The sequence below is a fragment of the Candidatus Enterococcus testudinis genome, from assembly GCF_002140915.1.
Taxonomy (GTDB): domain Bacteria; phylum Bacillota; class Bacilli; order Lactobacillales; family Enterococcaceae; genus Enterococcus_D; species Enterococcus_D testudinis.
On the sequence record NZ_NGKU01000001.1, the window covers coordinates 2,193,934 to 2,214,178 of the forward strand.

The following is a 20,245-nucleotide window of genomic DNA, read 5'->3' on the forward strand; positions in this document are numbered from 1 at the left end:
TACCGCTACGTATAGAGAAACTCACATTCCCCTTGTAACAAGAATGTAAAAAAAGAAGTCCAGCACTGCTGAACTCCTTGCATCTTGTTGGCTTAGAAAACACCGAACAAATACATGATTGGAAAGACAAATAACATACTATCAAATCGATCAAGGATACCGCCATGACCTGGTAAAATATGTCCAGAATCTTTCACACCGTAATGACGCTTGATTGCTGATTCCACCAGATCCCCAAATTGACCTGCAATCGAAAATACAATCGTCAACAAAATCATCAGCAACGTGCCATGGCCAAAATAGTCCTTCCCGGGGAAAGCCAATAGATAAATGGCCGCAACGACAACGGCTGAGGCGATACCGCCTAGCGCACCTTCGATCGTCTTATTAGGTGAAATCTCGGGCCAAAGCTTGCGCTTGCCAAAGCGTCTACCAGCCACGTACGCCCCGATATCTGTGGCCCAAACTACAAACAAGCCGAATATCAGCACAACCAAACCATCTGTAGCAGAGCGGGCGGTCAAAAAGCGTTCAAACCCAACACCAGTATACAAGCTTGCTAAGACAGGAAAACCAGCTTCATCAAAGGTATAGGTATTTTTCGAAATGACTGCGATACCCAAAAGCAGTAACACGACGAAATAAAACAAAGCACTCTTATCCGTATCATCCGGCAAAAAAGGGAACCAGCGGTCTTGCGGCAACACCAAAATCACTGCACCAATGATCGATAAGACCCCTTCAAAACTAAATACAGCCAAGCCTTTCATACGGAATAATTCAAATACGCCGATACCGGCTAACAAAGCAGCCAGCAATTCGACTGCGATACCGCCCACATAAATGATTGGCAAAAAAAATGCCAATGCGACGACCGCAGTGATCACACGTTGTCTCACTCTTCTTCCTCCTTCGGTTTCAACCCGCCAAAACGTCGATTGCGTTGTTGAAAGCTGCCAATTGCATCCTCTAACAATACAGGATCAAAATCCGGCCACAACGCTTTGGTAAAAAATAGTTCGCTGTAAGCAATCTGCCACAACAAGAAATTACTGATTCGCTCTTCACCACTGGTTCGGATGACCAATTCAGGATCCCTCAGGTCAGCAGGTAAAAAACCTGTCATCAAATGCTGATCGATCATTTCTTCCGTAATCTCTGGCTGTTCACTTTCTACTGAGATTTCCTTGTAGAGAGACTGAACAGCTTGCAGCATTTCAGCTCGACTGCCATAATTCAACGCAAAATTCAAGACCATACCTGTGTTGCCTTTGGTTTGTTCGATGGCGTTACGCACGGCTTCCTGAGTATGGACTGGCAATGATTCAGTAAAGCCCATGACATGTACTTTGACGTTTTCTTTGATCAATTCAGGGACAAAGGTATCAAAAAAATCTACGGGCAACTGCATCAAATAATCGACTTCTTCATTTGGCCGTTTCCAGTTTTCAGTTGAAAAAGCATATAAAGTCAACACATTGACACCCAATCGCGAGGCATGTGTCGTGATTTTCTTGACCGTTTCCATGCCCTCTTTGTGACCTGCTACTCGAGGTAAACGTCGATTTTGTGCCCAGCGGCCATTTCCATCCATAATGATCGCAATATGCTTCGGTACGGGCAGCGCCGCATCAAAGGGATGCTCGGCTGCTTCTTTGATATACTTGTCTTTTTGTGGAAAAAAACGCAACATCCTATTCGCTCCTCTTCCATTTCTTAAAATTTATCTTTATCATTATAACAATAATCACATTTCTTGCCTATGAAATCCGAAAAAAAGAATTTGATATTAAGAAAAAACAAAAGAACAGCTGATATTTTTTTAGAAAAAAAAGAGGCTACCGCAGCAGCCTTCTCCTTTTTTATTATTACACTTCTAATAATTCTTGTTCTTTTTCAGCAGCAATGCCATCGATTTCTTTGATTGCATTATCAGTCAGTGTTTGCACTTCTTTTTCAGAATCACGCAAATCATCAACAGTGATGTCGCCTGATTTTTCTTGTTTCTTATATGATTCAATTGCATCACGACGGATATTGCGGACAGCGATTTTGGCATTTTCAGCTTCTTTTTTCACATCTTTGGCCAATTCTTTCCGGCGTTCCTCAGTTAATTGAGGAATCACCAAACGAATCACGTTGCCATCATTGGCTGGAGTGATACCGATATCGCTTTGCATGATTGATTTTTCGATTTCTTGGATCATGGTTTTATCAAACGGTGTGATCATCAAAATTCTTGCTTCAGGTATCGTGATCGATGCCATTTGGTTCAATGGTGTCGGAACACCGTAATACGTGACCATCACACGGTCCAAAATGCTCGCATTGGCGCGACCAGCACGGATTTGTCCCAATTCACGTTGCAAGTTTTCTGCTGCTTTTTTCATTTTGTCCGTTGCTTCTGTTAAAATCTTGTCTGCCATTTTATTTCCCCCTTACTGTTGTACCAATATTTTCGCCCAAAATAGCGCGACGAATATTGCCGGTTTCGTTCAAATTAAAGACAACCAATGGAATATCATTGTCCATGCTTAAAGAACTTGCGGTTGAATCCATGACTTGCAATCCTTTAGAGATCACATCTAAATGAGTCAATTCCTCAAATTTCACAGCGTTTTGATCCACTTTTGGATCAGCTGAATAGACACCATCAACATTGTTTTTTGCCATTAAAATAACATCAGCATTGATTTCTGCAGCGCGTAGTGCAGCGGTCGTATCAGTAGAAAAATACGGATTTCCTGTACCACCGGCAAAAATCACGATCCGTCCTTTTTCCAAATGACGTTCGGCTCTGCGACGAATATAAGGCTCTGCGATCTGACGCATTTCAATCGATGTTTGTACCCGCGTTGGCACACCTGCATTCTCCAAAGTATCCTGCAAAGCCAATGCGTTCATGACTGTCGCCAACATACCCATATAATCAGCTTGCGCACGTTCCATCCCCATTTGGGCACCAATCTGGCCACGCCAGATATTGCCGCCGCCGACAACGATCGCCATTTCAACACCCAACTCATGCACATCTTTGATTTCTTTTACGATTTCTTGGATCGTAGGCGGTTTGATTCCGAACCCTTCATCACCCGCAAGTGCTTCGCCGCTTAATTTTAAAACAACACGTTGATATTTAGGTTTGACCATTATGATTCCTCCACACATTCTCCAATACCATTGTAGCATATTGGTGTTCTTTTCGTTGAAATTATCTTCATTCTTTTGTTACACTGTTTTTGCTTAAAAAAAGGGAGCGCACTTCCATGCGTTCCCATCTGTTCAAGGAACAGAATTATTTTTTCACTTGGCTCATTACTTCTTCAACAAAGTTATCTTCGCGTTTTTCGATACCTTCGCCGACTTCGAAACGAACAAATGATTTCACAGTTGCACCCTTAGAAGCAACATATTTTTCAACAGTCATATCTGGGTCTTTCACAAAAGGTTGGTCTACTAAAGCAATTTCAGCTTTGAATTTCTTCAAGCGGCCTTCAACCATTTTTTCAACGATGTTGGCTGGTTTGCCTTCGTTTAATGCTTGTTCAGTCAAGACTTGTTTTTCATGGTCTAATTCTTCTTGAGAGATTTGTTCTTCGTTGACATAACGAGGGTTGATTGCTGCAACGTGCATAGCTACGTCTTTTGCAACTGTTTCATCTGTTGTACCTTCAAGAACAGTTAAGACAGCGATGCGTCCGCCCATGTGCAAGTAGCCACCAAATGCTGCATTGTCATCTTTTTCAACAACTTCGAAACGACGGAAGCTGATTTTTTCACCAATAACTTGCGTTGCTTCGATTAGGACAGCTTCCATTTTGCCTTTAGATGTTTCTAATTGCAAGGCAGCATCCATATCCGCTGGTTTGTTAGCAGCGATCACTTCTGCGATTTCTTTGACTAAGTCTTGGAACATTTCATTTTTAGAAACAAAGTCAGTTTCAGAGTTGACTTCAACGATAGCTGCAGTGTTGCCGTTGATAGCTACAGAAGCTAAACCTTCTGCTGCGATACGGTCGTTTTTCTTCGCTGCTTTCGCCATACCTTTTTCACGTAATAAATCAACTGCTTTTTCGATGTCGCCTTCGACTTCAACCAATGCACGTTTTGCGTCCATCATACCTACACCAGTCATGTCGCGTAATTCTTTTACTAATTTAGCTGTTACTTCTGCCATTATTTGTTTCCTCCTAAATGTTTTTGAACAAGTACCCTTGTCTTTAAAAAAAGCTGTTTCAAAGGAGAGTGAGGCTTGGCGCCTAGCCTTTGAAACAGCTCCATCATTTATTATTCAGCTGATGCGTTGTCGCCTTCGACAACATCAACGATTTCTTCGATAGACGTTGCGTTTTCAGTTGACTCAGCAGCGAAATCTTCTTCAGCTACTTGGTCTTCCCCTTGATTGCCTTCGATGAAAGCATCTGCCATTTTAGCAGTGATCAATTTAACGGCGCGGATTGCGTCATCGTTTGATGGGATGACAACATCGATTTCATCTGGATCACAGTTTGTATCGACCATCGCTACGATTGGGATATTTAATTTGCGTGCTTCTTGGATTGCAATGCGTTCTTTACGTGGGTCAACAACGTACATTACATCTGGAATTCTAGGCATGTCAGCGATACCGCCTAAGAATTTTTCAAGACGTTCGCGTTCTTTGTTCAAACCAACGACTTCTTTTTTAGGAAGTAGGTCAAATGTACCGTCTTCTTCCATTTTGTTGATTTGTTTCAAGCGAGAAACACGTTTTTGGATTGTTTCCCAGTTTGTCAATGTTCCACCTAACCAACGGTGGTTAACGTAGTATTGACCTGAACGGATTGCTTCTTCTTTGATTGCTTCTTGCGCTTGTTTTTTTGTTCCTACGAACAAAGCAACGCCGCCTTCTTCAGCAACATTTTTCATGTAGTCGTAAGCTACATCTACTAATTTCACTGTTTTTTGCAAGTCAATGATGTAGATGCCGTTTCTTTCTGTGAAGATGTATTTTTTCATTTTTGGGTTCCAGCGACGTGTTTGGTGACCAAAGTGTACGCCGGCTTCTAGTAATTGTTTCATTGAGATTACTGCCATGTTGTGTTTCCTCCAATTGGTTTTTTTGTTTTCCTCTCTTGTTCTTTTGCTCTTTGAAGAACTGACATTGTCAGCACCGCTTCGCAGATGGAACAAGATGTGGGATCATAGCGCCGAAAAACTCACGCCTTAAACAGTATACAGTAGCATATAAATAAATGCAACTGATTCAATAAAAATTACCGTTGATTTCTCCGGTTTATGCACCACGCAGGGATATTTACCAGATTTTCTAGGCAATCTCTTGATTTTCTGCTATGATAGGGCTGATTCATTCTATCATCTAAAGGAGTTTGACCTATGCGTAAAGCTGATCGCCATTTATTGATTAGACAAATTATCACTAAATATACTGTGCGTACTCAAGAAGAACTGCTGCAGCAGTTAGAAAAACAAGGTGTTACAGCCACTCAAGCGACTATTTCTCGTGATATCCGTGATTTAAAGATCGTCAAAATACCAGATGAAACTGGTCAAACCAAATTTGTTATTTTCCAAGGCCAGCATGCCTCTGATGACGAAAAAGCTGAGGAGCAGCGTTTGGTACAAATGATTGAAGAAGTCGTGACCAAAATCGACCGTGTCCAATTTATGACATTGATCCATACAGTAGCTGACAACGCCCCTTTGTTGGCAGCAGCGATCGACGATGTGACGATGCCAGAAAAAGTCTGCTCGTTGGCAGGATTTGATACTGTTGCGGTGATTTCTCGGACAGAAGAAGACGCGGAGACATTTTTTGAATTTATTCAAGCACATGCGGTACTGTAAATAATCTGTCATTCATTGATTGTGCATCTAAAAAAGAACGTCGCTAGCCAAATGTGGTCAGCGACGTTTTTTTCATAACTCAGCGCTTTATCGCCTACATCTTATCCGGCGCATGCAACCCTAGCAACCGCAGATCTTCTTTCAGCAAGACTGTCACAGCATAGACCAACGCCAAGCGTGCTTCTTTTTGCCCATCTTCTGCCAAAATTTTGACATTGGCATAGTATTTATTGAAGGCTTGCGCCAATTTGATGGCATGTTTGGCAATCACAGATGGTTCATATTTTTCAGCTGCTTGCAAAATCGTTTCTGGATAGCGTTGAATCAATTTGATGACTTCCCAGCTATCGGCATCGGATAATCCGGTGATTTGGGCTGTTTTTGGATCAAAACCAGCCTTGTCAAGAATACTCATTGCACGAGCATGAGAATATTGCACGTATGGTCCAGTCTCACCTTCAAAACGTACGACTTCTTCTAATGTGAAGTCAAAGTTATTCAAGCGATCGTTTTTCAGATCGTGGAAGACAACGGCGCCAACACCGACTTGTTTGGCAACTTCTTCTTTGTTCGCCAATGTTGGATTTTTTTCGGTGATTTGCGCATTGGCTGAAGCAATGGCTTCGTTCAAGACTTCTTCAAGTAAAACGATTTTCCCTTTTCTAGTAGATAACTTTTTGCCGTCTTTTGTGATCAAGCCGAAAGGTACATGGGTCATATCGTCTGACCAGTCGAAGTCCATTTCTTTCAATACAGCTTTCAACTGCTTAAAGTGATAACTTTGCTCGTTGCCGACCACATACAATGATTTGGCAAAATCATAAGTCCGTTTGCGGTAAAGGGCAGCTGCCATGTCACGAGTAATATACAATGTTGCTCCATCAGATTTGCGGATCAATGCCGGATTAAGATCATAGGCAGACAAGTCAACGATTTCTGCGCCTTGGTCTTCTTTCAATAGATGTTTTTCTTCTAGCAACTCCACAACTTCCGTCATCTTATCATTATAAAAAGCTTCGCCATTCAATGAATCGAAAGACACTTCCAGCATAGCGTAGATTTTGTTGAATTCTTTCATTGATTCATCTCGGAACCATTGCCACAATTGAATTGCTTCTTCATCGCCATCTTCCAGCTTTTTGAACCAAGCGCGGGCTTCATCTTCTAAGCTTTTATCCGTTTCTGCTTGTTCATGAAAATCCACGTACAAGCGTAGCAATTCATTGATTGGCTCTGCCTTGACCGCTGCTTCTGAACCCCATTTTTTGTATGCCACGATCAATTTACCAAATTGTGTGCCCCAATCACCTAAATGATTGATCCGGATTGGTTGATAGCCGATTTTTTCCAAGATAAACCCAATTGAATTTCCAATAACTGTTGAACGTAAATGGCCCATTGAGATTGGTTTTGCAATATTGGGTGACGACATATCGATGGGGACTGCTTGTTGATTACCTATGGTTTGATCCCCATAATGTTGCTGCTCTTTGATCACTGCTTCCAAAACATGGGCTGAGATAGCAGACTTATCCATGAAAAAGTTCAAATACGGGCCAACGACTTCCATTTTTTCGAATGATGTTCCATCGATTTTTTCAGCCAATTCTGCAGCGATTTGTTGCGGTGCTTTGCGATACGCTTTTGCTAAAGCAAACGCTGGAAAAGCGACGTCTCCATGATCGACTGACTTGGGATTTTCTAATAATTGTTGAACTTGTTCAATGGTCAAATCTTCTTTGACGACTTGATAAATGGCTTGAGCGACGATTTCTTTGTTATTCATATTTTTGACCTCCTGTATATTGGCATTGATTGATTGTGGCAAGATTTGCACATAAAAAAGCCTCTAGCGCATAACAATGCACTAGAGACGAGATTTCCCGCGGTACCACTCTGATTGTCCTAAAGGACCCACTTTATTTCTGATAACGGCAGAATCCCGTTTGCTAGGCAAATTCTCACAAGTGCGTTTCACCCTCACGTCTATTCGGCTTCCATCATCCCGAACTTGCTATTAAGACTGTGGAGGATTACTTCTCTTGTATCATCAAATCTTTGCTATTGACTTCTCAGAAAGTATAACAAAGAAATCCTCTTTTGGCTAGAAACAGTTGTCGCTTTAACCAAATACTAATCTTTAGACTTTAGGAATAAATAAGTTGCCAGCTGTGGCTGCCATGATTGCTTTGATAGCATGCAGGCGATTTTCTGCTTGATCAAATTGACGGGCATACGCGCTGCGGAATACTTCATCTGTGACTTCCATTTCTTGGATTCCGTATGTTGCAGCTGCCTCTTTGCCATAACTGGTTTGCGTATCGTGAAACGCAGGTAAACAATGCATAAAAATGACTTGCTCATTCTTGGTTTGCTCAATCAGCTGTTGATTGACTTGATAGGGCAGCAATTGCTTGATACGGGCTTCAAACTGAGCTTCCTCTCCCATCGATACCCAAACATCGGTATAAATGACATCTGCACCTAAGACCCCTTCTGCTACTTGATCGGTGATTTGGACCGTTCCCCCCGATTGATTGGCATAGTTATGGCCCAAAGCCACGATTTGATCATCTGGATAAAGGGTCGTTGGTGTCACAATACGGATATTTACCCCTAAAATAGCACTTGTGACCAGCAATGAATTGGCGACGTTATTGCGTCCATCGCCGCAATAAGCAATCGTCAAGCCCGCCAAATTACCGAAATTCTCTTGGATCGTCAGAAAATCAGCAATCATTTGCGTAGGATGCCACGCATCTGTGAGGCCATTCCATACAGGTACGCCAGCTGATTCAGCCAACTGCGTAACCACTGATTGGCTAGACCCGCGGTATTCGATACCATCAAACATCCGTCCCAATACTTTTCCAGTATCCTCTACTGATTCTTTCGTGCCTAATTGGATGTCGTTGGCGCCTAGAAATTCAGGATGTGCGCCTAAATCTGTTGTTGCTACAGTAAATGCCGCCCGGGTTCTCGTTGAAGTCTTTTCAAATAGTAAGGCAATGTTCTTTCCCGCAAGATACTGGTGTGGCAAATGTTGTTGCTTCATTTCTTTTAAGTGCTGCGCAAAATCGATCAAATACTGCAATTCAGCTTGGCTGAAATCTTTTTCTGCTAAAAAACTACGTCCTTGAAAAATCGAATACATGGGATAACCACCTTTCAATTGATATCTATACACAATCATACCAACAATTGAAATAAAATACAATAATAAGTTTTATTTTAAATAAATATACACAAAAAACAAATGGATTTGTTAGAATCATTTGCTTTCTCTCGAAAAAAAACCGATAAAAACAAGGGCGACTTGTCTTTATCGATTTCATTCGATCAATTTTGGCTATGCATAAAACTGACACTCGGATCTGCATTCAGATCCAATGAGCCAATGCGTTGTTTTTGCAAGGCAATGTGGGCATACGCACCGATCATTGCGGCATTGTCCCCACACAGCCGTAATGGTGGAATCAACAATTCGATTTCTGGATAATCAAGCATGGCTGTTTCCAATGCTTCTCGCAACCCTTGGTTCGCCGCTACGCCACCTGCAACGATCAATTGCTTGACTGGAAAACTTTGACAGGCTCTGATGGTTTTAGCAACGAGCACATCAACGACACTGGCTTGAAAACTCGCCGCCAAATCATTTGGCACCAGCGTTTCACCTCTTTGTTCCGCATTATGGACATGATTGATAAAGGCGCTCTTCAGACCACTGAAACTGAAATCATAATTGTCTTCATGGATCATTGCCCGCGGGAAGTGATAGGTGTCTTGTCCAATATGAGCCAAACGGTCGATTTCCTTACCACTTGGATAGGGCAATCCTAAAACCCGTCCGACTTTGTCATAGGCTTCTCCTGCCGCATCATCGCGGGTTTCGCCAATGATCTCAAAAGAACCATCCTCAACCATATAGACCAACTCCGTGTGTCCGCCACTGACAAGCAGTGCCATCAAAGGAAAGACCAATGGTTTCACGAATCGTGCCGCATAGATATGTCCTGCCATATGATTGACTGGCAATAAAGGCAAATCATGCGCCCATGCAAACGCTTTGGCCGCCGAAAGACCAATCAATAAAGCGCCAACTAATCCTGGCCCATACGTGACTGCGACTGCTGTTAGATCCTCTGGGACAACTTTTGCTTCTGTCAGGGCATCTTCGATACAAATCGTGATTTGCTCTACGTGATGTCGGCTGGCAACTTCAGGGACCACACCGCCAAAACGTTGGTGACTTTTTATTTGCGATGCGACGATATTGCTGAGGATCGTTTCACCATTTTGGATAACGGCAACACTCGTTTCATCGCAACTGCTTTCAATGGCTAAAATCAATTCATTCATTTGATTTGTCCGCCTACTTTCTTTTCCATAATGAGTGCATCCTCTTCTGGATGCTGGTAATAATTTTTTCTGCGTCCAATAATGACGAATCCTGTGCGCAGATAAAGGGCTTGGGCGTGCAGATTCGATGCCCGCACTTCCAAAAAGATCCGTGTCCCACCTGCCGCTTCAACAGCTGAGAAAAAACTTCGCAACAATGCCTTAGCCAGTCCCCGGCCTTGATAAGTTGGATCAACTGCTATATTAAATAATTCTGCCTCATCCAACACTTGCTGATAGCTGAGAAACGCCACCAATGCGGCTGGCTGACCTGATTCCTTGATCAAATAATGGCTAAGAGGGTTATTTAAATCTTCCTCAAATTGCGCTACTTGCCATGGTGAACCTGTAGGATAGCTGGCGTTCGCCAGTGCCCACACTGCCTCGGCTGAAGGGTTCGTATTCAATTGTTTATCCATGAAGATATTTCACCATATCCAATGCATCTTCATTGCCTTCCGTATAATATGCGGTCTTGATTGCCAACGATTGAAAGCCTAATTGGCGATATAATCTTTGGGCATCCCGATTGCTTAGCCGTACTTCTAATGTCAGACGATCACAGGTTTGTCTGCGGGCATATCGTTCGAGTTCAGCCAACAAAAATGAGCCGATGCCCTTTCCTTGATATTCAGGAATGATCGCAATATTGGTGACGTGGGCATCGCCGCCTAGGATACGGACACCAGCAAAGCCAATCATGCGTTCTTGAAACAACACGCCGATGTATAAGTGCTGTACCCGGGAATACAATTCTGATAAGAATGCACTTTTCGTCCACGGCAATTCCCCCGCGTAGACAAGACGTTCCACTTGCAGCAATTCTTTGATATCATCGCCAACCAACTCACGAAAGACATAGGCGGTTCCGCCAAGTTCCACTTCTCTTTCAGGGTATTGAACCTGTCGAAACAACGACAGCTTGCCTTTGATTGCTTTAAATTTTTTCAACATAGGCATCTGCTCCGGCTTCATGTACGGCCAACCAGTTTTCTTCTGCTTCCACTAATTTTAAATAGGATGGTACAAATCCATGAATCGATGGTACAGGTTCTTCTTGTGCTGCCAATAAAGCCAAGACGGCCGCTGAAGGATAATCCCAGATGGGGACTTGGTTGATGATTGCCTGAGGCAATGCTTCTTTGATCATTCTCGCAAATTTGGCAGTATCACTCCCCACGAACAGCACCTCTCCATTGGTTTCTTTTTGCAAAAATGCCAATAGATTGTCCATTGACGTATGCTGATCTTCAACGATTGAAGTCAATATATTCCCTTGCCATTGATAGATACCCGTGTAGACATTGTTTCGTCTTGCATCAAAGAGTGGGATGATCCATTGCGTAGTTCCTACGCAATTTGCAGCGATCGTTTTCAAGCTGGACACACCAATAAGGGGAATGTCCAAGGTTTGCGCCAATGTTTTGGCTGTCGTTACACCGATCCTCAGGCCAGTATAAGAGCCTGGGCCTTTCGCCACAACGATTTGTGACAATGCATTCGATTTTAGATCGACCATCTGCATCATTTGTTGGATGGCTGGCATCAAAGCTGTACTGTGATTTTTGACTGCCATCGTTTGACTTTGGCCTAGAATTTGATGACCGTCAACCACCGCAACTGCCAATGTTTGGTTAGACGTATCGATTGCTAATGTTTTCATACTGCTATCTCCCCATTCAAAAAACTCTCTCATATTCTACCATATTCTGGCTGATTGCCCAACAAGTACAAAAAAAGCTTAAACAGTCGTTTCATTCTATGACCTGCATATCTCTCATAGAACGCATCCTTCTGTTTAAGCTTGGTTACTGATCCGTCATTCCGAAGTCAGCTCTGTCGCATGACCAGTGGAAGCACGGTTGATCAGTTCCGTAGCAATGGTGACTTTTCTGGGTACCGGTGCTGGTGAAGCATTCAACTCCATAAGGGTGGTCACTGCCAACTCGCCGAGCCATTCTGTATGCACTTTGACAGTAGAAAGGGCTGGTGTGACATATTTTGCGACACTGACATCATTAAAACCAATCACTGCAATATCTTCTGGAATGTGGACGCCAGCTTCTTGCAGCGCACGCATCGCACCAATCGCTAAGGCATCACTCGAGGCAAACAAGGCACTTGGTAGTTCTTCGGCTCTCGCCAAAAATGCTTGCATTGCCAAATAGCCGCCTTCTACTGTAAAAGGTGCTTGCAGCAAGTAATGACTGTCATACAATTTTAATTGCCGCAAACGGGCTTCGAAAAAATACTGTCGCGGATCAATGATTTTCTGCTGATGATCTTTGGTATATTCGATACCAGATAACAGACCAATCTTTTGGTGCCCTTTGGCAATAAAGGCATCGATCACCAGATCGACTGCTTGCTGGAAATCTACCACCAAAGAATCTACGCCATAAGAAAGGGCATCGAAATCTACCATCAACAGATGTTTCTGGCTTTTCTTCAATTGCTGAATTTGATGATCACCAAATTTGCCAATGGTGATCGTGCCATCAACTACTGTATCTGATAAGGAATCAAAAGGCTCCTTGAGCAAACGGATCCCCAGTTCCTCTGCTTTATTTTCGATACCTAAACGAATCGATAAGTAATAAAGATCGGCTAACTCTTCTTCGGTATCGAACCATTGGATCAGGCGAATACTGCTTGTTTCAGCTGTTTTTTTCTTATGTTTGGTGTAGTTCAGCGCTTCTGCTGCTTTAAAAATTTTCTCTTTGGTTTCACCACTCACGGATAACTCGCTATCGTAATTCAAGACCCGAGAGACAGTTGCCGGTGAAACACCAGCTTGCTGGGCAATATCTTTGATTGTGGCCATTGCGTCCCTCCTTCTCCTTTGTAGATAGCGTGGATCACAGCTGATCGATAAACCTTTGGAAAGCTTCTTGACCGCCGGCATCTCGTTTGAAGACACCTGCATGCGCCAAAACGTCTGCAAAGATGTGACCGACAGCTTCATGCAAGACAGCTTCTACATTTTCTTCAGTCAGATTGGTATGGGTAGCTTTCAACTGATCGGCCCACGTGTGATGATAGTCTGCCATTTGATTCGGTTGATCCCGAAGATAGTTCGCTACTTCTTTTAATTCTGGTGCCAAACGCGGTGGCAAGACTGCTAAGCCCATCACTTCAATCAACCCAATATTTTCTTTTTTGATATGCTGAACATCTTTATGGGGGTGGAAAATACCATCTGGATGTTCTTCTGATACATTGTTGTCACGCAAGACAAGGTCCATTTCAAAAAACTCGCCTGCTTTTCTCGCAATCGGTGTCACCGTATGATGCGGTGTACCGTCTTCAGAAAAGGCATTGACCGATACACTCGGATCAGAATAATTGCGCCATTGCGCCAAAATATACTCTGAAGCCAAGGCCAATTTTTGTTTGTCTTTGGCTTGCAATCGGATCACCGACATGGGCCATTTCACGATCCCCGCTGTGACATCTGCAAAGCCAGTCAATGTAAATGTCGTTTCAACAGGAGCTTTTGCCATAGCAAAATCATGCCGTCCGCCTTGATAATGATCGTGGGATAGAATCGATCCACCAACAATTGGCAAGTCAGCATTCGATCCAACAAAGTAATGAGGCATCACTTCAACGATCTGAAGCAATCGGCTGAAAGTGGCCAAATTGATTTTCATCGGCCGATGAGCCAATGATAGAAAAATCGAATGCTCATTGTAGTAAGCATAAGGCGAATACTGGAATCCCCACGCTTCATTGTCTAAGTTCATACGGATGATACGATGATTGGCGCGGGCTGGATAATTGATCCTGCCTTGATACCCTTCATTCTCTAAACAAAGCATACACTTAGGATAGTCCACTTGGACACTTTTCCCTTCTGCCGCAATTTGCTTTGGGTCCTTTTCGGGCTTGGATAAATTGATGGTGATTTCCAATGTCCCATATTCCGTTTCAACCGGAAAAACGATATTCTTTGCGATACTTCTCGTCTTGATGTAATCATTTTGTTTCGACAATGCAAAAAAGTAATCAGTGGCTTCTTTTGGCGCGTTGGCGTAATGTTGGGCAAAAAAAGCGTTAACCACTGAGGGTGGTGGTGTCAAAAAGTCCATTAATTGGGCTTCGAACTGTTCACGCTCTGCAACTGTATCACCAATTACTTGATTCTCAATCGCTTTTTCAACAAGTGTATCCATCAATGTCAATGAGGAGGCAACTTCTTGTTCAACCGTTTCTTCCATCACGTCTTCACCAATCAATGCCAAGACACGGTTCTGTAAATAAATGCGATCCAGCGCCATCCAGCCTCCAGCTTTGATGGACAACGTGACAAAATCACAAATTGTTTGACTGATCGTCATAGATCAAATGCCTCCTACTCTTGATAACCATTTGGATGACTAACATGCCATTTCCATGCGGTTTCGATGATTGATTCAACAGTTGTATACTTTGGTGCCCAGCCTAAGATAGCTCTGGCCTTGTCACTTGAAGCAACAAGCGTACTCGGATCGCCGGCGCGGCGTGGTGCGATGCGGGCCGGAATGTCTTTTTGTGTGACTGTGCGGGCTGCTTCGACCATTTCTTTGACCGAATAACCATTGTTGCTGCCTAAATTGAAGACATTGCTTTCGTTGCCTTTTTGTAAGTAGTCTAACGCCAATAAATGGGCATTGATCAAGTCTTCTACATGAACATAGTCACGGATACAGGTGCCATCTGGCGTGTCATAGTCATCACCAAAGATTGCGACTTCTTCTCGCTGTCCTAGTGCCGCTTGCAAAATGATCGGTACTAAGTGGGTTTCTGGATCATGGTCTTCGCCGATCGTTGCATCTGCTTTGGCACCAGCTACATTGAAATAACGCAATGCGACAAATTTCATGCCATAAGCTTCGTCACACCAACGCATCATTTTTTCCATCATCAATTTGCTTTCGCCATAAGGATTTTTGGGATTGGTTGGTGTCTTTTCAGTGATTGGGCTTTGTTCTGGCTCGCCATAGGTAGCTGCTGTGGAAGAAAAGACGATATGTTTGACCGAAAATGCCTGCATCACTTCTAATAAAATCTGCATACCGTAAACATTGTTGTTGAAATATTTCAACGGTTTTTCAACAGATTCGCCGACTAAAGAACTAGCAGCAAAATGAATGACGCCATCAATGTCTTCTTTCGTAAAAACGTCTGTCAAAAATGCTTTGTCGCGGATATCGCCTTGATAAAATACTGCCTCTGGGTGAACTGCTTGACGATGTCCGGTCAATAAATTATCAACGACCACTACCTTATTTCCTTGATTGATCAGTTGGTCCACTGCATGGGAGCCAATATATCCTGCTCCGCCTAAAACTAAAATCGTCATTATTCAGCCTTCTTTCTTATGGTCTACATCGTTTCTTATTTTACAGTTTTCGTGCGCCATCATCAATACTCGCTTGATAAATATCCGCGGCATAACCAATCTTGTCTTCATATGCGGCCAAAACATCTGCTTGAAAGTCATCCCACTCACTTGCCTTGACCAATGCGATCCCGCAACCGCCAAAACCTGCGCCAGTCATACGAGCCCCTAAGACTGCTGGGTGGGCTTGTGCTGCTGCTGCCAAGGTATCTAATTCGATGCCTGTCACTTCATAATCATCTCTTAATGAGGTATGGGAATCATTCAATAATTGACCGAATGTCTCCAAATCGCCAGCTGTCAGAGCTGCTTTGGCTTTCAAGGTACGCTGATTTTCGGTTACTGCATGCTTGGCCCGCTTGATCAATGTGTCATCGCCAATCAAATCCGTATTGGCAAAGAAAGTCTCTTCACCTAGGGCTCCAAGAGAATCGATCGATAATTTGGTTTGCAAGCGTGCCAAGGCTTCTTCACATTCAGCACGCCGTTCATTGTATTTGGAATCTGCTAATTCACGGCGTTTATTGGTATTCATGATTGCGATCACGTATGCGCCGAATGCCGCAGGAACGACCTCATAATCCAATGTGTTGGTATCTAGCAGCAACGCATGATCCTTTTGTCCCATCCCAATAGCAAATTGGTCCATGATCCCCGAATTGACCCCAATAAATTCATTTTCAACTTTCTTACCGATTTTCACAAGATCCAACCGTTCTAGTGACAATTGATACAAATCTTCCAGCATAACTCCTGTTAGCAACTCAATCGAAGCAGAAGAAGATAAACCAGCACCATTCGGAATATTGCCATAAAATGCCACATCAAAGCCACTGGTGATCGAATGTCCTGCTTCTTTCAAATAGCGCAACACGCCTTTAGGATAGTTGGTCCAGTTGTCCGCCTTACGATAGTCCAAATCCTTCAAGTCAAAAGAAATAATCCCTAATTCAGGAAAATTTTCTGAATACAGGCGGATTTGCTGGTCCTCACGTTTACGCGCAACTGCATAGGTGCCTAATGTGATTGCTGCTGGAAAAACATACCCGCCGTTGTAGTCGGTATGCTCCCCAATCAAATTGATTCTTCCGGGTGCAAAATATGTGCTTGTGCCAACTTCACCAAATCGTTCTTGAAAAATGCGTGCTAATTTATCCATATGATCGCTCCTTTATTTCGTTTAGTAAATTTATTATAAAATATTTACTAAATATTATCAAGCGTTTACTAATCAGAGAAGCGTTTATTTTTGAATTTTTTCACTATATGTCGCATAATGGAACTATCAATAAAGACGAGGTGTATGACAATGAAACGATTTCTTTCTGGATTTCTGATTGGAACGGCGGCAACTGTAGCTGCTGCAGCAAGTGTAGTGCTAACTGTCAAGAAACAAGTCATCGATCCAATCGATGAACAACAAGTTGCCCATGACGAAAAACGCAAACGGGCGATGCGCAAAAGCGCAGCGCGGTAACTGTCTGCTCGAAATGAGCCGTTGACTGAATGTTGGTCAGCGGTTTTTTTCTGTTCAGGTGATTTTTAGGGATCAAAATAACAAAAAGCCTGTCTACGCATGCGTAGACAAGCTTTTTTACTGTTTCATAAGTGATTTATAGGGTCGCTTTTTTCTTCGTTTTGCCGCTCCAGCCTTCATATCCTTCTTTTAGGATATAAACATTGGTAAACCCTTCTTTACGTAACTTGTTCGCCGCCCGGATACTCAAAGATTTTCGGGTATCATAGAGATAAATCGGCTGATCTTTACGAAACGCGCCAAACGAATTGCTCAACACGGTAAAAGGAATATTACGGGCACCCATGATATGACCGCTATCAAATTCATTTTTTTCCCGGACATCGATCACTTGCGCTTTCTTCATTCCTGCTTTAAACTCATCTTCGGGAATGATCGTCGCTGAGCGCCGTCCCATGATTTGAAAATAACCCCAGTTCAGGACAACTGCTAAAATAATCAGCCCCATAACCAGATTGACCCACATAATTGGTGACATATTTTCCTCTATCCTCTCTATCCTTACTTCATTGGTCTTGATTCCTCATCTTGAAAATAACTAATCTGCCAATTGCAATGCCAATGATGCTGCACCGATCACGCCGGCATCATTGCCTAGTTCTGCTAATTTGATTTCTGTGCTTTCAGTAACTTGTGGGAAGGTAAATTTGGCAAAATAAGCCGCCACGCGTTTACGTAGAAATTCCCCAGCAGCAGATACACCGCCGCCTAAAACGATACTTGCCGGATTCAGCGTATTGCCTAAGTTGCCGCATGCCAATCCAAGATAGAAACAAACTTTATCAACCACCATCAAGCCGAATGGATCATTGGCCTGTGCTGCTTCAAAAATATCTTTGCTCGATACTTCTTCACCATTGTCAAGTTGTTGTTTCAATTTAGAATTGCCTGCATATTCTTCAGCCAGCGTCCGTGCGACTCTGACAACGCCAGTAGCGCTAGAAACAGTTTCTAGACAGCCGCGTTTGCCACAAGTACATTCATAGCCTTCAGGATCGACTGTGATATGACCGATTTCACCAGCACAGCCAGCTTTACCATGAAGCAACTGACCTTCCATGATGATCCCGCCGCCGACACCGGTACCCAATGTGATAAAGATGACGTCCGGATTGTTATCGCCAGCACCTTTCCAACGTTCGCCTAAAGCTGCGACATTGGCGTCATTATCGATTGCAAAAGCAATGCCTGTACCTTTTTCAATCAATTCTTTGACTGGTTGCAATGTTTTCCAATTCAGATTGTATGCACCGATCACTGTACCATTATTTCGATCGACACTGCCTGGTGTCCCCATACCGATGCCGATGAAGTCTTCAGGTTTCATATTATACAAACCTAAGCGGTGGTTGATTGATTCAATGATTTCTGGCACGATGTGTGCACCTTCATCAAGAATATTGGTATCAATACTCCATTTTTGTTGAATCTCTCCTTCTGTAGTCAAAATAGCAAATTTGACTGTTGTGCCACCTAAATCGATGCCGATGATTTTTTTGTCCATCACAAGTTTTCCTCCCGACTTTCTTCTATTCGATGTTCACGTTTAAGGATATGCCAAGCAGTCATGTAAGTATCTTGATCGATCAAGCGACTGTCATAAAAGTTCTTCAACTCGATCTGCATCAACTCGATATCATAGATACGCTTGCCAACATAAATATAAACACCAAATTGTTTCAGTAATTGCTGTACGTCATATAACGTCTTCATTTAACCACTTCCTGCTTATTATACAAGTATTTGATATTTTTTTAAACCATATATCACAAAAATCACCAATAAGAAAACAAAGAGAATCCCTGAGATGATTCGGGTATGGATCGAGTACTTGCCGTAATTTTTGGGTAATGCAAACAGATTGCCTAATAACAGACCGCCGATGATCCCGCCAACATGGCCCCACATATCTATGGATTGGTCAAACAAACCAAATACAAGATTCAACCCAACAAACAAAGCGAACTGACGAACCATCGCTTGAATGCGGTAATCATTTCTGAAATGCAGTCCTAAAATCAAAAAGGCACCGAATAAACCGAACAACGAGGTACTCGCACCTGCTGACTGTACGCCCGCTTGATTGAAGGCGAAGCTCATCGTATTGCCCATGATCCCACTCAATATATACAGGCAAAAAAAGCGGCTGTGGCCGTAGATCGCTTCCACTTGCTGTCCCATATAATACAAGATCACCGAATTGATAGCGAAATGTGCCAACCCAAAATGCAAGAATATCGGTGTGATAAACCGCCAATACTCTTGCATATAGGCCACATATGGTCCGAACATCACCCCACTGATTTGGATCGTTGGGATCAAGTAGCCAAGAATAAATACGATTGTCTGAATCGCCAAAAATAAATAAGTAAAGAATGGTTGATTCCGCCATTTTCTCATAAATGTATTCATTGTACTGCTCCTTTGCTTGATGGATCATAACTGTCTGTGATGATCTTATTTACTGGAATATCAAAGGCTTCCGGTTGCCACTGATCATTGATTTGCTCCGAAAAAACCAAAGAGATCGTCTCGCCGCTGTATGTCGCTAGAAAACGGTCATAGTACCCACCGCCAAATCCGATACGATACCCAGTTGATGAAAAAATCAAGCCTGGCACTAGCACAAGATCCAGATGCTTTGCTTCTATCTCACTGATTGGTTCTTCCACACCGAATGCGGACTTTTGATAGCGGGTATGCATGTCTACCTCAAAAAAATGCAACCCATGATTGACTGTTTTAGGTACAGCGATCTGCTTATTTTCTTTGGCTGCTTGCACAAAAATCGCCTCAGTATCAAATTCAAAAGGAAGCGAGCGGATGACACCGATGGATGAGGCCTGTTGCCATGCTTGCGATGCAAATAGCAACTGCAGAATCAGTCCTTCTTTCTTCTGTTTGCGTTTTTTAGGGAGTTGTTCTAACGTATTGATCATTTGTTTTCTCAAAAAAGCTTTCTCCATGAAATCACTCCTCTCAGAGATAGTACCAAAAAAAAGCGCCAAATAGCAAACGCGAATGAGAGAAAACCGAAATTTTCTCTCTCACGTTTCAAGGCGCTGTGTGATTCGCTGACC

General features: G+C 42.9%; 23 protein-coding genes and 1 other annotated feature. Of the genes, 2 read left to right on the top strand and 21 right to left on the bottom strand.

All coding sequences use genetic code 11. From position 1 onward, the window contains the following. Positions 1 to 92 precede the first annotated feature (92 nt). The 6 genes from A5886_RS10480 to rpsB all read right to left on the bottom strand — a co-directional run bounded on the left by A5886_RS10480 (position 93) and on the right by rpsB (position 5,076). Positions 93 to 899 (bottom strand): phosphatidate cytidylyltransferase, encoded by an 807-nt coding sequence (locus A5886_RS10480; protein ID WP_086275089.1) that lies wholly within the window; start codon positions 897 to 899, stop codon positions 93 to 95. Further along, positions 896 to 1,693 carry an undecaprenyl pyrophosphate synthase gene (gene uppS / locus A5886_RS10485; RefSeq protein ID WP_086275090.1) on the bottom strand — a complete coding sequence of 266 codons (798 nt, stop codon included), beginning with the start codon at positions 1,691 to 1,693 and terminating at the stop codon, positions 896 to 898. The genes A5886_RS10480 and uppS overlap by 4 nt, the downstream gene beginning before the upstream one ends. 175 nt (positions 1,694 to 1,868) lie before the next feature. Next, positions 1,869 to 2,426: a ribosome recycling factor gene (gene frr / locus A5886_RS10490; RefSeq protein ID WP_086275091.1), complete on the bottom strand. Its 558-nt coding sequence runs from the start codon at positions 2,424 to 2,426 to the stop codon at positions 1,869 to 1,871. 1 nt (position 2,427) lies between these two features. Then, positions 2,428 to 3,150, bottom strand: a complete 723-nt coding sequence (pyrH, locus tag A5886_RS10495; protein ID WP_054116500.1) for a UMP kinase — start codon at positions 3,148 to 3,150, stop codon at positions 2,428 to 2,430. 145 nt (positions 3,151 to 3,295) lie between these two features. Beyond that, entirely contained in the window at positions 3,296 to 4,177 is an 882-nt protein-coding gene (gene tsf, locus A5886_RS10500; RefSeq protein WP_086275092.1) for a translation elongation factor Ts, read from the bottom strand. A gap of 110 nt (positions 4,178 to 4,287) precedes the next feature. Then, positions 4,288 to 5,076 carry a 30S ribosomal protein S2 gene (gene rpsB, locus A5886_RS10505; protein ID WP_054116498.1) on the bottom strand — a complete coding sequence of 263 codons (789 nt, stop codon included), beginning with the start codon at positions 5,074 to 5,076 and terminating at the stop codon, positions 4,288 to 4,290. Between the two features lie 300 nt (positions 5,077 to 5,376). On the opposite strand from rpsB, the gene A5886_RS10510 reads away from it, so the two are divergent. After that, entirely contained in the window at positions 5,377 to 5,847 is a 471-nt protein-coding gene (locus A5886_RS10510; RefSeq protein WP_086275093.1) for an arginine repressor, read from the top strand. 94 nt (positions 5,848 to 5,941) lie between these two features. On the opposite strand, the gene argS is transcribed toward A5886_RS10510, so the two are convergent. From argS to A5886_RS10560, 10 genes are all read right to left on the bottom strand, one after another. Beyond that, complete coding sequence (gene argS, locus A5886_RS10515) at positions 5,942 to 7,633, bottom strand: arginine--tRNA ligase (protein ID WP_086275094.1); 1,692 nt, start codon at positions 7,631 to 7,633, stop codon at positions 5,942 to 5,944. Positions 7,634 to 7,713: 80 nt separating this feature from the next. After that, positions 7,714 to 7,907, bottom strand: a binding site (T-box leader). Positions 7,908 to 7,987: 80 nt separating this feature from the next. After that, on the bottom strand, positions 7,988 to 9,001 hold the full coding sequence (gene argF / locus A5886_RS10520) for an ornithine carbamoyltransferase (RefSeq protein WP_086275095.1): 1,014 nt from the start codon (positions 8,999 to 9,001) through the stop codon (positions 7,988 to 7,990). Positions 9,002 to 9,186: 185 nt separating this feature from the next. Then, positions 9,187 to 10,206, bottom strand: coding sequence for a tRNA (adenosine(37)-N6)-threonylcarbamoyltransferase complex transferase subunit TsaD (tsaD, locus tag A5886_RS10525; RefSeq protein ID WP_086275096.1), 1,020 nt, complete (start codon positions 10,204 to 10,206; stop codon positions 9,187 to 9,189). Then, entirely contained in the window at positions 10,203 to 10,664 is a 462-nt protein-coding gene (gene rimI / locus A5886_RS10530; protein ID WP_086275097.1) for a ribosomal protein S18-alanine N-acetyltransferase, read from the bottom strand. The genes tsaD and rimI (A5886_RS10530) overlap by 4 nt, the downstream gene beginning before the upstream one ends. Continuing rightward, positions 10,657 to 11,199 (bottom strand): ribosomal protein S18-alanine N-acetyltransferase, encoded by a 543-nt coding sequence (gene rimI / locus A5886_RS10535; RefSeq protein ID WP_086275098.1) that lies wholly within the window; start codon positions 11,197 to 11,199, stop codon positions 10,657 to 10,659. The genes rimI (A5886_RS10530) and rimI (A5886_RS10535) overlap by 8 nt, the downstream gene beginning before the upstream one ends. After that, positions 11,183 to 11,908 carry a tRNA (adenosine(37)-N6)-threonylcarbamoyltransferase complex dimerization subunit type 1 TsaB gene (gene tsaB / locus A5886_RS10540; RefSeq protein WP_086275099.1) on the bottom strand — a complete coding sequence of 242 codons (726 nt, stop codon included), beginning with the start codon at positions 11,906 to 11,908 and terminating at the stop codon, positions 11,183 to 11,185. The genes rimI (A5886_RS10535) and tsaB overlap by 17 nt, the downstream gene beginning before the upstream one ends. A gap of 156 nt (positions 11,909 to 12,064) precedes the next feature. Then, positions 12,065 to 13,069, bottom strand: a complete 1,005-nt coding sequence (locus A5886_RS10545) for a LacI family DNA-binding transcriptional regulator (RefSeq protein ID WP_086275100.1) — start codon at positions 13,067 to 13,069, stop codon at positions 12,065 to 12,067. A gap of 34 nt (positions 13,070 to 13,103) precedes the next feature. Further along, positions 13,104 to 14,585: a UDP-glucose--hexose-1-phosphate uridylyltransferase gene (gene galT, locus A5886_RS10550; protein ID WP_086275101.1), complete on the bottom strand. Its 1,482-nt coding sequence runs from the start codon at positions 14,583 to 14,585 to the stop codon at positions 13,104 to 13,106. 14 nt (positions 14,586 to 14,599) lie between these two features. Next, positions 14,600 to 15,589 carry a UDP-glucose 4-epimerase GalE gene (gene galE, locus A5886_RS10555; RefSeq protein ID WP_086275102.1) on the bottom strand — a complete coding sequence of 330 codons (990 nt, stop codon included), beginning with the start codon at positions 15,587 to 15,589 and terminating at the stop codon, positions 14,600 to 14,602. A 40-nt stretch (positions 15,590 to 15,629) separates the two neighbouring features. Further along, positions 15,630 to 16,787, bottom strand: a complete 1,158-nt coding sequence (locus tag A5886_RS10560; protein ID WP_086275103.1) for a galactokinase — start codon at positions 16,785 to 16,787, stop codon at positions 15,630 to 15,632. A gap of 150 nt (positions 16,788 to 16,937) precedes the next feature. Here A5886_RS10560 and A5886_RS10565 point away from each other — a divergent pair, with 150 nt between their 5' ends. Next, entirely contained in the window at positions 16,938 to 17,105 is a 168-nt protein-coding gene (locus A5886_RS10565; RefSeq protein ID WP_086275104.1) for a DUF3042 family protein, read from the top strand. A gap of 136 nt (positions 17,106 to 17,241) precedes the next feature. Here A5886_RS10565 and A5886_RS10570 read toward each other — a convergent pair whose 3' ends face one another. Genes A5886_RS10570 through A5886_RS10590 form a run of 5 tightly spaced genes read right to left on the bottom strand, consistent with a single transcriptional unit; the run spans position 17,242 to position 20,131 of the window. Next, the gene (locus tag A5886_RS10570; RefSeq protein WP_086275105.1) at positions 17,242 to 17,643 is read right to left on the bottom strand and encodes a rhodanese-like domain-containing protein; all 402 of its coding nucleotides are present in this window, start codon (positions 17,641 to 17,643) and stop codon (positions 17,242 to 17,244) included. A 60-nt stretch (positions 17,644 to 17,703) separates the two neighbouring features. Continuing rightward, positions 17,704 to 18,669, bottom strand: coding sequence for an ROK family glucokinase (locus A5886_RS10575; protein WP_086275106.1), 966 nt, complete (start codon positions 18,667 to 18,669; stop codon positions 17,704 to 17,706). Next, positions 18,669 to 18,878 (bottom strand): YqgQ family protein, encoded by a 210-nt coding sequence (locus A5886_RS10580; RefSeq protein ID WP_086275107.1) that lies wholly within the window; start codon positions 18,876 to 18,878, stop codon positions 18,669 to 18,671. Before A5886_RS10580 ends, A5886_RS10575 begins: the two co-directional genes overlap by 1 nt. 18 nt (positions 18,879 to 18,896) lie before the next feature. Beyond that, positions 18,897 to 19,577 carry a rhomboid family intramembrane serine protease gene (locus A5886_RS10585; RefSeq protein ID WP_086275108.1) on the bottom strand — a complete coding sequence of 227 codons (681 nt, stop codon included), beginning with the start codon at positions 19,575 to 19,577 and terminating at the stop codon, positions 18,897 to 18,899. Further along, positions 19,574 to 20,131: a 5-formyltetrahydrofolate cyclo-ligase gene (locus A5886_RS10590; RefSeq protein WP_086275109.1), complete on the bottom strand. Its 558-nt coding sequence runs from the start codon at positions 20,129 to 20,131 to the stop codon at positions 19,574 to 19,576. The genes A5886_RS10585 and A5886_RS10590 overlap by 4 nt, the downstream gene beginning before the upstream one ends. Between the last annotated feature and the right edge of the window lie 114 nt (positions 20,132 to 20,245).